Annotated in this window: 16 protein-coding genes; 3 read left to right on the forward strand and 13 right to left on the reverse strand. The window is 68.3% G+C overall.

The window, feature by feature from the left end; all coding sequences use genetic code 11:
* The 10 genes from HWY37_RS19425 to HWY37_RS19470 form a co-directional block, all read right to left on the reverse strand.
* Positions 1-720, reverse strand: coding sequence for a tetratricopeptide repeat protein (locus HWY37_RS19425; protein WP_176089684.1), 720 nt, complete (start codon positions 718-720; stop codon positions 1-3).
* A complete protein-coding gene (gene lipB / locus HWY37_RS19430) occupies positions 717-1,355 on the reverse strand; it encodes a lipoyl(octanoyl) transferase LipB (protein ID WP_175208179.1) in 639 nt (212 codons plus the stop codon). Before lipB ends, HWY37_RS19425 begins: the two co-directional genes overlap by 4 nt.
* An 18-nt stretch (positions 1,356-1,373) precedes the next feature.
* Positions 1,374-1,649 carry a YbeD family protein gene (locus HWY37_RS19435; RefSeq protein ID WP_054457066.1) on the reverse strand — a complete coding sequence of 92 codons (276 nt, stop codon included), beginning with the start codon at positions 1,647-1,649 and terminating at the stop codon, positions 1,374-1,376.
* Positions 1,650-1,819: 170 nt separating this feature from the next.
* Positions 1,820-2,686, reverse strand: a complete 867-nt coding sequence (locus tag HWY37_RS19440; RefSeq protein WP_175208180.1) for a D-amino acid aminotransferase — start codon at positions 2,684-2,686, stop codon at positions 1,820-1,822.
* A 129-nt stretch (positions 2,687-2,815) separates the two neighbouring features.
* Positions 2,816-4,081: a D-alanyl-D-alanine carboxypeptidase family protein gene (locus HWY37_RS19445; RefSeq protein ID WP_175208181.1), complete on the reverse strand. Its 1,266-nt coding sequence runs from the start codon at positions 4,079-4,081 to the stop codon at positions 2,816-2,818.
* Between the two features lie 164 nt (positions 4,082-4,245).
* Positions 4,246-4,899, reverse strand: coding sequence for an alpha/beta hydrolase (locus HWY37_RS19450; protein ID WP_175208182.1), 654 nt, complete (start codon positions 4,897-4,899; stop codon positions 4,246-4,248).
* Positions 4,900-4,932: 33 nt separating this feature from the next.
* Positions 4,933-5,532 (reverse strand): ABC-type transport auxiliary lipoprotein family protein, encoded by a 600-nt coding sequence (locus HWY37_RS19455; protein WP_175208244.1) that lies wholly within the window; start codon positions 5,530-5,532, stop codon positions 4,933-4,935.
* Positions 5,532-6,488 (reverse strand): MlaD family protein, encoded by a 957-nt coding sequence (locus HWY37_RS19460; RefSeq protein WP_175208183.1) that lies wholly within the window; start codon positions 6,486-6,488, stop codon positions 5,532-5,534. The genes HWY37_RS19455 and HWY37_RS19460 overlap by 1 nt, the downstream gene beginning before the upstream one ends.
* Positions 6,475-7,314: an ABC transporter ATP-binding protein gene (locus HWY37_RS19465; protein WP_175208184.1), complete on the reverse strand. Its 840-nt coding sequence runs from the start codon at positions 7,312-7,314 to the stop codon at positions 6,475-6,477. The genes HWY37_RS19460 and HWY37_RS19465 overlap by 14 nt, the downstream gene beginning before the upstream one ends.
* Positions 7,314-8,444: an MlaE family ABC transporter permease gene (locus tag HWY37_RS19470; RefSeq protein WP_175208185.1), complete on the reverse strand. Its 1,131-nt coding sequence runs from the start codon at positions 8,442-8,444 to the stop codon at positions 7,314-7,316. The genes HWY37_RS19465 and HWY37_RS19470 overlap by 1 nt, the downstream gene beginning before the upstream one ends.
* A gap of 93 nt (positions 8,445-8,537) precedes the next feature.
* On the opposite strand from HWY37_RS19470, the gene HWY37_RS19475 reads away from it, so the two are divergent.
* Genes HWY37_RS19475 through HWY37_RS19485 form a run of 3 tightly spaced genes read left to right on the forward strand, consistent with a single transcriptional unit; the run spans position 8,538 to position 10,383 of the window.
* Positions 8,538-9,386, forward strand: coding sequence for a biotin--[acetyl-CoA-carboxylase] ligase (locus tag HWY37_RS19475; RefSeq protein ID WP_175208186.1), 849 nt, complete (start codon positions 8,538-8,540; stop codon positions 9,384-9,386).
* The gene (locus HWY37_RS19480; protein WP_175208187.1) at positions 9,383-10,189 is read left to right on the forward strand and encodes a type III pantothenate kinase; all 807 of its coding nucleotides are present in this window, start codon (positions 9,383-9,385) and stop codon (positions 10,187-10,189) included. The genes HWY37_RS19475 and HWY37_RS19480 overlap by 4 nt, the downstream gene beginning before the upstream one ends.
* A 14-nt stretch (positions 10,190-10,203) precedes the next feature.
* Entirely contained in the window at positions 10,204-10,383 is a 180-nt protein-coding gene (locus tag HWY37_RS19485) for a hypothetical protein (RefSeq protein WP_175208188.1), read from the forward strand.
* 31 nt (positions 10,384-10,414) lie between these two features.
* On the opposite strand, the gene HWY37_RS19490 is transcribed toward HWY37_RS19485, so the two are convergent.
* The 3 genes from HWY37_RS19490 to HWY37_RS19500 form a co-directional block, all read right to left on the reverse strand.
* Entirely contained in the window at positions 10,415-11,710 is a 1,296-nt protein-coding gene (locus HWY37_RS19490; protein ID WP_175208189.1) for a 3-deoxy-D-manno-octulosonic acid transferase, read from the reverse strand.
* A gap of 1 nt (position 11,711) precedes the next feature.
* Complete coding sequence (gene waaC, locus HWY37_RS19495) at positions 11,712-12,737, reverse strand: lipopolysaccharide heptosyltransferase I (RefSeq protein ID WP_175208190.1); 1,026 nt, start codon at positions 12,735-12,737, stop codon at positions 11,712-11,714.
* A gap of 191 nt (positions 12,738-12,928) precedes the next feature.
* The gene (locus HWY37_RS19500; RefSeq protein WP_175208191.1) at positions 12,929-13,846 is read right to left on the reverse strand and encodes an NAD-dependent epimerase/dehydratase family protein; all 918 of its coding nucleotides are present in this window, start codon (positions 13,844-13,846) and stop codon (positions 12,929-12,931) included.
* Positions 13,847-13,925: the final 79 nt, after the last annotated feature.

Raw genomic sequence — 13,925 nt, forward strand, 5'->3', positions numbered from 1 at the left:
CTACTCGTACATCGCCGGAAAACCGTTGGCCTGAAGCATGCCATTCGCTTCCTGCAGGAACGCGGGCGTGGCGGTTTCGGGCACGCGGACCAGCCATTGCACGGCTTCCTGCTTCTGTCCGCGCAGCAACAGCAGCCGGCCCAGGTGGAACATGCCGCGGAAATCACCGCCTTCGGCGCAGCACTGGTAGCAGTCGAAGGCCTTGTCCATGTCCTGCTCGACCACATCTCCGGCCTCGTAATAGCGCCCGACCACGCCGATGGACTTCACGTGGCCGGCCTCGGCCGCCTTGCGGTAGAGGGCCAGCGCCGCGGCGGAATCCTGCGCCACGCCGCCGCGGCCGCTGCGCAGCATATGGGCGTAGTTGTACATGCCCCAGTCCAGGCCGCGGTCGGCGGCCAAGCGGAACCAGTAGGCCGCCACCGTATCGTCCCGCGGCACGCCCCAGCCATTTTCGTAGCAGCGGCCCACCATGTTGATAGCCATGGGATGATCGGCATGGGCGGCGCGCTTGAACCACGCCAGCCCCTGTTCCTGATCGCGTTCCACGCCGAAGCCGTCCAGCAGCATCTGGCCATAGATGGTCTGGGCTTCAATCAAGCCCAGCTCGGCCGCCGCGCGGATCCAGGCGGCGTAATCCTCGGCCGTCCCCTGCTCGCGCAGGCGGGCCAGTTCCTCGGGCGTGGTTGCGGCCACTTCGGCCGCGCTATAGGTCTTCATGTCTTGTTCCTTGCGCGGTCCCATGCCTGGGCCAGATTGCGCGCCAGCGCATCGCCCGCCTCGGTGGGTTCGCGCCTTACGCCACAGGCCGCCATATCGACGGTGCGCAGCCCCGCGTAACCACAGGGATTGATGCCCAGGAACGGCGCCAGGTCCATCTGCACGTTCAGCGATACGCCATGGTAGGCGCGGCCGTTGCGGATCTTGATGCCCAGCGCGGCGATCTTGGCCAGCTCGCCTCCGTCCGGATCGGGCACGTAGACCCCCGGCGCGCCAGGCTTGCGGCACGCGTCTGCCACGCCCATCTGGGCCAGCGTGTCGATGACCGCGCCTTCCAGCAGGTTGACGTATTCCTTGACGTAGATGTCGGCGCGGCGCAGGTCGAACAGCGCATAGGCCATGACCTGCCCAGGGCCGTGATAGGTCACCTGCCCGCCGCGGTCGCAATGGACGATGGGGATGCCGCCGGGGTTGAGCACGTGCTGGGGCAGGCCGGCCTGCCCCAGGGTGTAGACGGGCGCATGTTCACAGAGCCAGATCTCGTCCGGCGTATCGGCGCCGCGCAGATTGGTATACGCCTGCATGTCGTGCCAGACCGACAGGTAGTCGGCCGGCCGCGCGAGCCACTTGATCACAGCTGTCCTGCTTATGCGCTAGAGAACGATGGACACCATCGGATGGCCGTGCAGGGCGCGGTAGAGCGCGTCCAGCTGTTCGCGCGAGGTCGCGCGCACGGTGAAGGTCAGGCCCATGTAGTTGCCGCCCTTGCTGGGCCGCATCTCGACCGTGGCGGCATCGAATTCGGGGTCGAACTGCAGCACGACTTCGGTCAGCGTCTGCGCGAATTCGGGATGCTGCTTGCCCATGACCTTGATGGGAAAGTCGCTGGGATATTCGATGAGGGAATCTTCGGGCGGGATATGTTGCATGATGTGCCTATTACCTGTTTGGTGGTGCCCCCCAGGGCGCGGCCACTGCTCTCGATACTGCACCCGAGGGTGCCTGCCACGGGGCGGCCATATCCTGCTTATATGGGGGCAAACCGCCAGCCGGCAAGGCCGCCGGGGCGGCCCCGCGGGAGCCGCCCGGTAACGCCGGCCTAGAGCGCGGCGATGCGGGCATCATAACCCGCTCGCAATTGCGCAAAAACAGGGCCGGGCTTGCCCGAACCCACCGGCTTGCCGTCCAGCGAGACGATGGCCAGCACTTCCTTGGTGGCCGAGGACAGCATCAGTTCGTCGGCCTGTTCCACTTCCTGGCGCGAGATCGGGCGCGATTCGAACGGAATGCCGGCCTCGGCGGCCAGCTCGCCCATCAGGCCGTAGCGGATGCCTTCCAGGATCAGGTTGTTCTTGGGCGGCGCCAGCAGCTTGCCGCCGGACACGACCCAGATATTGGTCGATGAGCCTTCGGTCAGGTAGCCGTCGCGGAACTGCACGACTTCGTCGACTTGCGCATCCACCGCCTGCTGCTTGGCCAGCACGTTGCCCAGCAGGGAGACCGACTTGATTTCGCAATGCAGCCAGCGCTCGTCCGGAATGCTGATGGCGCTGAGGCCGCGTTCGCGCTGCGCGGCGGGCGGCGGCGACCAGGCCGAGATCATGCCGAATACCGTCGGCGCGACGGGCGTCGAGGGAAATTGGTGGTCACGCTTGGCCACGCCGCGCGTCACCTGCAGGTAGACGATGCAGGTTTCCATGTCGGTGCGCGCCAGCAGCTTCTGGATCAGGTCGATCCAGCCATCGCGGTCGAACGGCTGGGCGATGCGCAAGGCGGCCAGGCTGCGGTCCAGGCGGTTGAGGTGTTCGGCCATGCGGAACGCATTGCCTTGGTACACAGGGACGACTTCGTAGATGCCGTCGCCAAAAATAAAGCCGCGGTCGAGGACGGAGACCTTGGCCTCGTCCACGCGCAGGAACTCACCATTGAGATACACCTGGCTTTCGCCCGGCACGCCCGGAATCATGAGGCACTCCTGAATATGAAATGGATAGGGACGAGCCGCCCGGCTCGCCCCATGAATGAAACACGGGCGTTTCACGTATGAAACGCCCGCTGCTAGCTTACACCCGCGGCCAGGGCCGCGGCGCGGCGATTAGTTGAACCAGCGCTTGACGGTGTCGACCATGCGGCCGAAGAAGCCGGCGCGCTCGACCGCGTCCTGCACCACCAGCGGTTCGGTGCGCAGCACCTTGCCGTCCAGGGTGAACTGCAGGGTGCCGACCTGCTGGCCCTTGGCCAGCGGGGCGATCAGCGGGTCCGTGCGCTGCGCCACCGGCTTCAAGTCACCGGCCTTGCCGCGCGGCACCGCGATCGACACGGGGTTGGGCGGGCCCAGCTTGACGTTTTCAGCCGTGCCTTCCCAGACGCGCGCGTCGATGCCGGGCTGGCTCTTGTCGAACAGCTTCACGGTGTCGAAGTTCTGGAAGCTCCAGTTCAGCAGCTTCAGGCTTTCCTCGGCGCGCGTGGCTTCGCTGTCCGTGCCCACCACGACCACCAGGATACGGCGGTCGCCGCGCACCGCGGTCGAGACCAGGCAGTAGCCGGCCGAATCGGTGTGGCCGGTCTTCATGCCGTCCACCGACGGATCGGCCCACAGCAGGCGATTGCGGTTGGGCTGGGTGATCTTGTTGTACGTGTAGCTCTTCTGCTTGTAGTAGTGGAAGTAGTCCGGGTGATCCGTGATCAGGTGCGAGGACAGGATGGCCAGGTCGCGCGTGGACGTCATGTGCTGCGGATCCGGCAAGCCGGTGGCGTTCATGAAGTGCGTGTTGCGCATGCCCAGGCGTTCGGCTTCCTGGTTCATCAGCGAAGCGAAAGAAGCCTCGCTGCCGCCCACGGCCTCGGCCAGGGCCACGGAGGCGTCGTTGCCGGACTGCACGATCATGCCCTGGTTCAGCTCGTCGACAGTGACCGGCTTGCGCGGCTCGATGAACATGCGCGAGCCGCCCGTGCGCCAGGCGCGCTCGGACACCGGCACGGTCTGTTCCAGCGTCAGGCGCTTTTCATCGAGCGCGTTGAACACGACGTAGGCCGTCATGATCTTGGTGAGCGAAGCCGGCTCCACCTTCATGTCCGGGTTGGACGCGGCCAGGGTCTGGCCGCTGTTCACGTCCATCACGATCCAGGCCTTGGCCGCGATCGTGGGCGCCGGCACCGCCGACACATCGCCCACCGGCACCACGGCCGAAGCGTTGGGAGCCGGGGCCGCGGCGCCAGCGGCTGCGGCGGGCGCCGCGGCCGGAGCCTGCTGCGCCCAGACCGGCATCGAAGCTGCCAGCATGGCCGACAGCACCGCGCCTGACAGCAGGCGGCGGGTAAAGACAACGGGGGAGTGAGCGGAGTAAGGCAAATTCTTCATCGGCAACGTGGGTCCAGTAATGACGCCCGCCGGCGCGGGGCAAGTGGCTGACAATTATAGGCAGTCGATAAGACCCCTCCGGCCCGCGCAGGGTTCCCGTGTGACGAAAACATGCAACCTGATGCTACCTGCGGCCGCATCCCGGCCCCCCGCCAGGGACCAGTTCAGTCCAGCGCGACCTTCAGACGCGCCTGCACCAGTTGGCGCAGCACCAGCAGCTTGCCGTGGAAGAAATGCGAGGCGCCCGGCACCACCACGACGGGGATGGAGCGCGGGCGCGCCCAGTCCATGGCCTCGGACAGCGGCACGACTTCGTCTTCCTCGCCGTGCACCATGAGCGTGTCGTCCGGCACCTGCACTTCGTGCGACTGGAAGCGGTTCACGGCCGGGCCCATCAGCATCAGGGCCGACGGCAGGACGGCGTCGCCCTGCTCCGCCAGCGCGGCGTAGGTCTGCGCGGCGACCGCCGTGCCGAACGAGAAGCCGGCCAGCACCCACGGCGCCTGGGCCAGCTCGGGATGCAGCTCGCGCATCTGCGCCACCACCGCCAGCATGTCCTGGGTCTCGCCCACGGATTTGTCGAAGCTGCCTTCGGACTGCCCGACCCCGCGGAAATTGGGCCGCACCGCCACCAGGCCGTGCTGCACGCAGGCGCGCGAAATCGTCGTGACCACCTTGTTCTCGCGCGCGCCGCCTTGCAGCGGATGCGGATGCAAGACCAGCGCCCAGCCTCGCGGCGTGCCCGCGGGCCAGTCCAAGGCGCAATCGATGCGGCCGGCGGCTCCGGTGAATGCGTGGGTTTCAGTGCGTGCGGACATGGCGGGACTCAGGATGCGGAAAAAACAGCGATGTTAACCGCCCGTTTTGGGCGACGGCTTCAGGGTCGCGGCCAGCCACTGCGCCAACTGGTCGGCGGCCTCGTCGGTAGCCTGGCGCAGGGCGGCCACGCCGCCTTGCGCGTCCTGCGTGGGCGCGGGCGCCTGGGCCGCGATGCGGGTCTGGCCCAGCACGTTGCGGCCGCTCAGCAGCACCGCCTGCAACAGCACGCGGCCTTCGCTGGACTGGCCATCGGGCGCGAACACCTGCTCGAACTGCGATAGCGACACCTGCAACTGCGGCGTCTGCAAGGTGACGCGCTCGTTCAGCACCGGCCCCTGCCGCGACAGGCGTTCCGCGATGCGCTGATGCACCAGGTCTGTCGGCGGCGAGGCCCAGCGATAGCTGGCATAGGCCTTGGGCGCGGCGCTGTCGCCCACGCGCCAGATCACCCCGGTATCGGACAGGCTGGGCACCGCCTGGAACACCAGCGCGATCGTCTCGCGCGCGGGCAAGGACGGCACCGGGCGGGAGTCCAGGCCCAGGTCGAAAACGGTGGGCGGCGCGGCCACGCGGCCGATGCCGCAACCGGCCAGGGCCAGGGTCAGGATAAGAATGGCGCTGCGCATCTTCATCATTTGGTCGATCTCCCGAAGCCGGCAAAGCCGGATTCGCCGGGCCCGGGCTCGCGAGGCGCCGGGCCGAACAGGAACGATTGCGGCGTGTTGTCCACACGGCGCAGGGTAACGGTGGCGCCGCGCGCGGCCGCGCTGACGTTGGTGGCCATGCTGGTGATCGCCGGCAGGGTCTCGCCGTCCAGCCGCGCGGCGGCCAGGGCGATGTCGTTGAGGCTGCTGGTGGCCGCGGACAAGGGGCCGCCGGGCGCGTTCAGGCGCGCCAGCGACTGGCGGGCCTGCTCGGCCAGGTCGCCGACTTCGCGCGCGGCGCGATCGGCCTCGCGCGAGGTCTTGCCCAACGAATCCATCAGCGGGCCGAGCTTGGCCAGCGTGGGCGCCAGGTCGCGGCTGGCGTCCCGGAGCGACTGGGTGATGTCGGTGGCGTTCTGCAGGCTGGCCGTCAGCGCCTGGACGTTCTGCTCGCTCAGCACGCGCCGCAACTGCTCCGTCACTTCCTCGACGTTCGAGATCAGCTTGCCGCCGCGCTGCTCGATGCGGTCCAGAAAGCCCGGTCGCAGCGGAATCGCGGCCGGGTTCGCCGCCGACGAGGCCAGCCGCTTCATCGAGGAACCGTCGTCGCGCAACTCCACATTGGAAATGCCGGTCACGCCCTGCACGCCCAGTTCCGCCCAGGTGGACTCGGTGATCGGCGTGTTCGGCGCCACGCCGATGCGGATGCGCACCTGCCCGGGCTTGTCCGGGTTCAGGGCCAGCGATTGCACCTTGCCCACCGGCACGCCCTGGTAGCGCACCGTGGACTGCGGATTCAAGCCGCTGACGGCGGTGGCGGAGATGATTTCGTATGGCTGCAGCTGGGTCCGGTCGCGTCCGATCCAGATGGCCACCAAGGCGGCTGCGGCCAGCAAGGCCAGCGTGAAGATGCCGGCCATGAGCGCATGACTACGGTTTTCCATGATGCAATCCCTTCGGCGCCAGATCCCCCAGCGCGCGCAAACCGCGCTCGCCCAGGAAGAACGTGTGAATGAACGGGTGATCGACCTTCAGTACTTCCGGCACCGTGTCGCACACGATCACCCGTTTGTCCGCCAGCACGGCAACGCGCGTGGCCAACGCCAGCAGCGTGTCCAGATCGTGCGTCACCATGACGACGGTAAATCCCAATTGCCGGTGCAGGCTGCGCACCAGATCCACGAATTCGTCGGAGCGCAGCGGATCCAGGCCGGCCGTGGGCTCGTCCAGGAACAGCAGTTCCGGGTCCAGCGACAGCGCGCGCGCCAGCGCCACGCGCTTGACCATGCCGCCGGACAGGTCCGACGGCCGCTTGTCGGCATCGCGCGCGGACAGGCCCACCATGGCCAGCCGGCACATGACGACTTCGCGCACCAGGTCTTCCGGCACCGTGCGCAATTCACGCAGCGGCAAGGCCACATTGTCGAACACCGACAGCGCGGAGAACAACGCCCCCGCCTGGAACAGCATGCCCCAGCGGTAGGACAGGCGCCGGCGTTCGCCCGGCGTCAGTTCGAACAGCGAATGGCCCAGCACCCGCACCGTTCCGGCTGCAGGCCGGTCCAGCCCGATGATCTGCCGCAGCAGCACCGTCTTGCCGGTACCCGACCCACCCACCAGCACCAGGATCTCGCCCGGGAAGACGGTCAGGTCCAGGTTGTCATGCACCACGTGGTCGCCGAAGGCCGTGCGCAGTCCGCGTACCGTGATGACGGGCTCTACGGTGACGCCGTCCTCGGTGAATAGCTTGTGCTGGGCGGCGCTGTTCATCAGATGCCCACCGAGCTGAAGATCACGGCATACAGCGCATCCAGCAGGATCACGCCGGTAATGGAAGTGACCACCGAGGTGGTGGTGCCGCGTCCCAGGCTCTCCGTGTTGGGCTGGATGCGCAGGCCGAAATGGCAGGCGATCAGCGCGATCAGCATGCCGAAGGTCACGCCCTTGAGGATGCCGATCCAGTAATTGGTCAGCGAAATCGCGTCCGGCAGCGACTGCAGGAACCATTGCGCCGACACGCCCAGCTGCATCTGCGCGGCCAGCATGCCGCCCAGCAGCGCCATGGCGTCCGTCCACAGCACCAGCAGCGGCATGGTGATGGCCAGGGCCACCACCCGCGGCAGGATCAGCCGCTGCCCGTGCGAGATGCCCATGACCAGCATCGCGTCCAATTCCTGCGTCACCCGCATCACGCCGATCTGTGCCGTGATGGCCGAACCCGAGCGGCCAGCCACCAGGATGGCCGCCAGCACCGGACCCAGTTCGCGCACGATGGACACGCCCAGCAGCCGCACGATGAAACGGTCGGCGCCGAACATCTGCAACTGTTGCGCCGACAGGTAGGACAGCACCACGCCGATCAGGAAGCCGACCAGCGCGGTAATGCCCAGCGCCTGCGCGCCGGTGCGGTAGACCTGCGCCGAGATCTCGCGCCACGGACCCAGCTTGGGACGGCGCAGCATGCCGCCCAGGTCCAGGATCAGCTGGCCCAGCATGATGAGCAGGGCGCGGCCGTTGTCGACAGCCTGGAACACGGCCTCGCCCACGGCGCGCAACCAGCTCAGGGGATCGCGCTTGGGCGCCTCGGCCGGCGTTTCGCCCTTGTTCATGGCCAGCGCGTTGAAGACGTCCTGCTGGCCGACCGACCAGCGCACGCGCTCGGGCAGCTTGTGGCCCCAGGCCTCCCAGATCAGCAGCGCGCCGATGGTGTCCAGCCTGCCAATGCCGTGCAAGTCCCAGCGCACGCCGCCGTCGGTGGCGCAGGCCAGCGCCTCGCGGCGGCGTTGTACCTCGCCCGGCTCGGCCAGGGCCAGCACGCTCCAGTCGCCGGCCACATGGCATACGCCTCCTTCGAAACGGAAAGGCGCGGCGGCAGTTGCGGACTTGGCGGAATGCGGCATGTAGGCAGAATACCGATGCAAAATGTATCGCCAATGATAAACGCTGGCGCCCGCGGACCGCGAGCGCGGGCGCCGTGCCCTACAATCGCCGCCATGTCCGCTCAAGTCAGCCCCATCGACCTGCCCGCGCCGGAAGCCCTGGCCCGGACACTCAGCACGCGCCTGCCCGCCTTCCAGGACATCTCCTGGACCGTCAGTACCGGATCGACCAACGCCGACCTGCTGGCCCGCGCCCGCGCGGGCGCGGCCGGCAAACCCTGGCTGCTGGGCACGCATCTGCAGGAAACCGGCCGCGGCCGCGCCGGGCGTCCCTGGCAGAACCGCGCGGGCTCCACCCTGATGTTCTCCTGCGCCTTCGACGTGCACCTGCCGCCCGCGCAGTTGCCGGCCCTGTCGCCGCTGGCCGGCATCGCCGCCTGCGAGGCCCTGCGCGCCGTGGCCGGCCCTGACGCCGCGGGCCTGTGCATGAAATGGCCCAATGACGTGCAATGGCACGATGCCAAGCTGGCCGGCGTTCTGGTGGAAACCACCCGCAACCCGGGCGGCAGCGAAGCCGGCCACACCGTGGTCATCGGCATGGGCGTGAACCTGATCGACGCCGACCGCCTGTCGCTCGCGCTGGAACGTGAAGTCGCCGACTGGAGCCAGGTCGAGGCGGCCAGCGCCCGTCGGGCCGCCGCCGCCGACCTGGTCTGCGCCAGCGCCATGGCCTGGCTCGAAGCGGTCCGGACACTGGAGCGCGAAGGCTTCGGCGCCTTCAGGCAGCGTTTCGACCAGGTGGACGCCCTGGCCGGACGCAAGGTCAACGTCCTGGACAAGGGCGCTATCCTTCTAGCTGGCACCGCCTGTGGCGTGGACGAGCAAGGTCGCCTGCTGGTGCAAACGCCCGAGGGCGCCAAGCCGATCCTGGTCGGTGAAATCTCGATTCGACGCCAAGCATGATTATTCTCATCGACTCCGGCAACAGCCGTCTCAAGGTGGGTTGGCTGGACGCCAGCAACTCCGACGCGCCGCGCGAGCCCGCGGCGGTCGCCTTCGATGGCCTGGACCTGGACGCCCTGGATGGCTGGCTGGCCACGCTGCCGCGCCGCCCCCTGCGCGCACTGGGCGTGAACGTCGCCGGCGAGGCCCGTGGCGCCGCCATCTCCGCCATCCTGCAGAAACACGGCTGCGCGGTGACCTGGTCGCCGTCGCAGGCCAGCACGCTGGGCCTGATCAACAGCTACAAGACGCCCACGCAGCTGGGCGCCGACCGCTGGGCCTCGCTGCTGGGCGTGCTGTCGCGCCTGCCGGGCGCGCACCCGCCCTTCGTGCTGGCCAGCTTCGGCACCGCCACCACCATCGACACCGTCGGCCCCGACAACGTCTTCGCCGGCGGCCTGATCCTGCCGGGCCCGGCCATGATGCGCAGCGCGCTGGCCCATGGCACCGCCAACCTGCCCATCGCCAACGGCCAGGTCGTGCCCTACCCCACGGACACGCACGAGGCCATCGCCTCGGGCATCGCCGCCGCGCAGGCCGGCGCCGTCGTGCGCCAATGGCTGGCCGGCCGCCAGCGCTATGGCCAGACGCCGCAGATCTACGCGGCCGGCGGCGGCTGGCCCGAGGTGCACCAGGAAATCGAACGCCTGCTGGCGGATGCGGGCGGGGCTTTCGGCGCCGCGCCCGTGCCGGTGTATCTGGATCACCCCGTCCTGGACGGGCTGGCCGCGGTCGCCCGTGCCACCCTGGACGCCACAGCCTGAGCGGAGGCCCCGGCATGCGCGTGCTCTTCATCCTCATCCTGCTCGCGAATCTGGGGGTCTATGCGCTGGGCCAAGGCTGGCTGGGCGTGCGCCCCGAGGACGAGGGCCGCGATCCGCGCCGCTTCAACCAGGAATTGAATCCGGGCGCGGTCACACTGGTTCCCAGAACGGCGCCGCCCCGGGCCACGCCCTAGTTCGCCGCTACGGCCGCACACGGCCCGGCGCTCAGCCCGCGCCTTTCCCTTCCAGCCAAGGAGCCAGGGCATCCAGCGTGCGCCCCGTGGCGCCGGCATGCATGCCGAACCACGCCAGCGCTGCCTCTGCGGCCCGCCGCCGGCGCGACTCATCCGCCAGCAGCGCCAGCGCGGCATCCACCGCCTGGCCGGGATCGGCCGTGCGTTGCGCGGCGCCCGCCGCGATGGCGTCTTCCGCCGCCTGCTTGAAATTGAAGGTATGCGGGCCCACGATCACCGGCACCCCGGCCGCGCAGGCCTCGATCAGGTTCTGCCCGCCCAGCGGCGCAAAACTGCCCGCCACGATGGCGACATCCGACGCCGCGTAGTAGAACGCCATCTCGCCCAGGGTATCGCCCAGCAGGACCGCGGTATCCGCCCCCGGCTCCCTCCCCTCGGAGCGCCGCGCATAAGGCAGCCCGGCCTCCGACAGCAGGCGCGCGGCCTCGTCGAAACGCTGCGGGTGGCGCGGAATCAGCAGGAACAGCGGCGCTCCCGGACTGGCGGCATGGCGCTTGATCGCCTCGATGAAGCCGCTGTCCTCGCCCTCGCGCGTACTGGCCACGGCCACCACGGGCCGGCCCAGCCGTGCGCGCCACGCCTGTCCCGCCCCCACCTGTACCGGCGGCAGGACCAGGTCGAATTTCAGGTTGCCGGTCACCACGGGCTGCGGCGCGCCCGCCTGCGCCAGCCGAGCCGCATCCTCGGCAGTCTGCGCCAGCACGGCGTCCAGCCCGCCCAGGGCCTCGCGCATCACACCGCCCATCCTGCCCGCCTGGCGCAGCGACGACGCCGAAAAACGCGCGCTGACCAGCGCCATGGGCACGCCCGCGCCTCGCGCGGCGGCCAACAGGTTCGGCCAGATCTCGCGCTCGATGAGCAGGCCGCAACGGGGCCGGTAGGCCGCCATGAACCGGCGCGCCGCGCCGGGAAAATCGTAGGGCATCCATGCCTGGCGCAATTGCCCGCGGGCGATGGCCTCGGCAAACAGACGCGCGCCCTCGGCGCGGCCAGTGGCCGTCATGTGGGTCAGCAGCAACGGCAGGCCCCGGTCCAGCAAGGCCTGCACCAGGGGCTGGGCCGCGCGAGTCTCGCCCAGGCTGACGGCGTGCACCCAGACGGGCGCATTCCATGACGGCGAAGACGAGGCCGCGTCCGCGGCATGGCCGAAACGCTCAGGGGAAAAGATCTCCCACTGCCCCCCCGCGCGCCTGGCGCGGTGGCCCATCCACAGCCAGACCAGCGGTGACAGAGCCCGAAGCGCCAGGGAGTAGACGCCGCGGTTCATGTCACTGGGCGGCCAGGGCCTGCTCCACGGCCGCCATCACGGCCTCGCGCGAAGGCGAAGCCCCGCGGTCGCCCAGGCTGGCGGTGTAGCTGGAGCCGACCAGCGGCGTGCGCACCGGCGTGGAGGCGCGGTAAATGCCGATGGTGGGACGGCCCAGGGCGGCCGACAGATGGGTCAGGCCGCTATCGAGCCCCACCATCAGGCGCGAACCGGCCAGCAGGCGCGCCACCGAGGTCAGGTCCATGCGCGGCATCACCTCGGCGCCGTCCATGCCGGCCACCAGCAGACGGGCGCGCTGGGCTTCCGATTCGTTGCCGGACAGAAGGCGCAAGGTGCAGCCGGCGTCGCGCAGGCGGCGGAACACCGCGCGCCAATCCTCTTCCGGCCAGAGTTTGTCGTCTCGGCTGGCCGACGGCATGATCACCGCGTAGCCCCGATCAGTATCCAGATGGTGCAAGCGTGGGGGATCGGCCTGCTCGCCCTCCGCTGCGGCCTCGCTCCCGGGCTGCGCGGCCTGTCGCGAAAATGCCTGCAACCCGAAATCGGGATGGCCGGCGTACTGGTAGCCGAACGTCAACGCGGCCAGCTTGCGCTGACGGATGACCGCGGGCTGCCAGAACTCGACCCGGTGGCGCACGTTATAGAAGAGCGACGCGAGCGGCTCGCGCGCCGAACGCCAATCCAGCCCGTGCCGCACGCCACGCGCCTGCCGAACCAGCCAGGCCGATTTCAGCAGCGCCTGCATGTCGAGCACGATGTCGTACTGCTTGGACCGCAGGCGCTCTTTCAACGCATGCCGCTCGGCCCGGACCTGGGATGACCACCAAGCCTTGCGCCAGCGCCGGTGCGCCACTTTGATGACTTCATTGACGGCAGGATGCCACGCCGGAATTTCCGCAAAAGCTTCCTCGGCGACCCAATCGATCTCGGCGTCCGGCACATACCGGGCGATATCGGAGATGGCGGGCAGCATGTGCACCAGATCGCCTAGCGAAGAGGTGCGAACAATGAGGATGCGTGTAGGCATTGATAAAAGCACTAAAGGACCGCGTGACGCGAAGCTGGAATCATCCGCGGACAGGGCGGCGACCACAGCAAAGATTCGGCAATTTACAACAAACTGCACCAGTCATGCGGCCATGATGCCTCGGTTCAGGCACGGCCCTGCCGACAGCGGGACTCCGGAAACACCTGCCGGATTCCTCTGCCCGCGCCTGCTCAAACCACTTCAAAAGGCAAGGATCTGGGCATGAATTGCAGCGTCTTGCGGATCGAAGCATCGTCGACCTGCAGGGTGCCAGTAAGCTGCTCGTATGCCCCGCGCTGCCCGGCGGCCTGCGCCAGAATGCGCAACAGGAAGGACGGGAACGGAATCAAACGCGCGGGCCGGCCAACATCCTTTGCCACACCTCGCAGAATATCCGGCGTCGAGTAGTCCTGCAGATCGCGCACGTGGAACACATGGCCCGGCGCATCCGGATGCTGCAGGCAAGCCAGCAGCGCGGCCGACAGGTTGTCCACATGCACCAGGCTGCGCTGGTTGCGGACGCTGCGCAACGGCAACGGCACACCTGCCCGGACCCACCGCGCCATCCGCGCCATATTGCCCGGCGCGCCCTTGCCATACACCAGCGGCGGACGAACGATCACCAATTCGGCGCCATGGCGCTGCGCCAGTTCGGCCAACTTCTGCTCCGCCTTCAACTTGGACTTGCCGTAGGGAGTGGTCGGCTGGCATTGCGTGCGCTCAGTCAGAGGAGCTCCCGCCAAACTGGACGTTCCCACCGCGCCAATGGAACTCACAAATACGAATCGCTTGACGCCGGAACGAAAGGCTGTCTCCGCCAATCTGCAGGTCCATTCCACATTCACTTTCTCGAACAGAAGTTCGTGATCGGCGGGCGGTGCGCCCAGAACATGGGCGCGCCCGGCCAGATGGCAGACGGCATCCATCCCCGTCATGGCCTCCAGCAATGCCGCCTCGTCCTCCATATCGGGAATATTGCGGACCTCGACCCGGTCATCATCCAGAGGACGCCGCGTCAACAAGCGCAACGTATGCCCCTGAGCCAACAGATCCCGCACTACCCGCTGCCCGACGAACCCCGTGCCGCCGGTGATTAGTATTTTGCTCATCATATTTTCTTAAGTTGGTGTTCAAAATGCCTGCCAGCCTGAACCACAGCCTGCAGCGCATTCGAAAGTCGCAAAGTAT

Origin of the sequence: Achromobacter anxifer, assembly GCF_903652925.1 — a bacterium.
GTDB lineage: Bacteria > Pseudomonadota > Gammaproteobacteria > Burkholderiales > Burkholderiaceae_B > Achromobacter > Achromobacter anxifer.

Excerpts from the sequence above, each read along its gene's own strand:
- HWY37_RS19445 (WP_175208181.1), bottom strand. The coding sequence starts at position 4,081 with ATGAAGAATTTGCCTTACTCCGCTCACTCCCCCGTTGTCTTTACCCGC.
- HWY37_RS19480 (WP_175208187.1), top strand. The coding sequence starts at position 9,383 with ATGATTATTCTCATCGACTCCGGCAACAGCCGTCTCAAGGTGGGTTGG.
- HWY37_RS19460 (WP_175208183.1), bottom strand. The coding sequence starts at position 6,488 with ATGGAAAACCGTAGTCATGCGCTCATGGCCGGCATCTTCACGCTGGCC.
- HWY37_RS19470 (WP_175208185.1), bottom strand. The coding sequence starts at position 8,444 with ATGCCGCATTCCGCCAAGTCCGCAACTGCCGCCGCGCCTTTCCGTTTC.
- HWY37_RS19425 (WP_176089684.1), bottom strand. The coding sequence starts at position 720 with ATGAAGACCTATAGCGCGGCCGAAGTGGCCGCAACCACGCCCGAGGAA.
- HWY37_RS19500 (WP_175208191.1), bottom strand. The coding sequence starts at position 13,846 with ATGAGCAAAATACTAATCACCGGCGGCACGGGGTTCGTCGGGCAGCGG.
- HWY37_RS19485 (WP_175208188.1), top strand. The coding sequence starts at position 10,204 with ATGCGCGTGCTCTTCATCCTCATCCTGCTCGCGAATCTGGGGGTCTAT.
- HWY37_RS19450 (WP_175208182.1), bottom strand. The coding sequence starts at position 4,899 with ATGTCCGCACGCACTGAAACCCACGCATTCACCGGAGCCGCCGGCCGC.
- HWY37_RS19490 (WP_175208189.1), bottom strand. The coding sequence starts at position 11,710 with ATGAACCGCGGCGTCTACTCCCTGGCGCTTCGGGCTCTGTCACCGCTG.
- waaC (WP_175208190.1), bottom strand. The coding sequence starts at position 12,737 with ATGCCTACACGCATCCTCATTGTTCGCACCTCTTCGCTAGGCGATCTG.
- HWY37_RS19440 (WP_175208180.1), bottom strand. The coding sequence starts at position 2,686 with ATGATTCCGGGCGTGCCGGGCGAAAGCCAGGTGTATCTCAATGGTGAG.
- HWY37_RS19435 (WP_054457066.1), bottom strand. The coding sequence starts at position 1,649 with ATGCAACATATCCCGCCCGAAGATTCCCTCATCGAATATCCCAGCGAC.
- HWY37_RS19455 (WP_175208244.1), bottom strand. The coding sequence starts at position 5,532 with ATGAAGATGCGCAGCGCCATTCTTATCCTGACCCTGGCCCTGGCCGGT.
- HWY37_RS19475 (WP_175208186.1), top strand. The coding sequence starts at position 8,538 with ATGTCCGCTCAAGTCAGCCCCATCGACCTGCCCGCGCCGGAAGCCCTG.
- HWY37_RS19465 (WP_175208184.1), bottom strand. The coding sequence starts at position 7,314 with ATGAACAGCGCCGCCCAGCACAAGCTATTCACCGAGGACGGCGTCACC.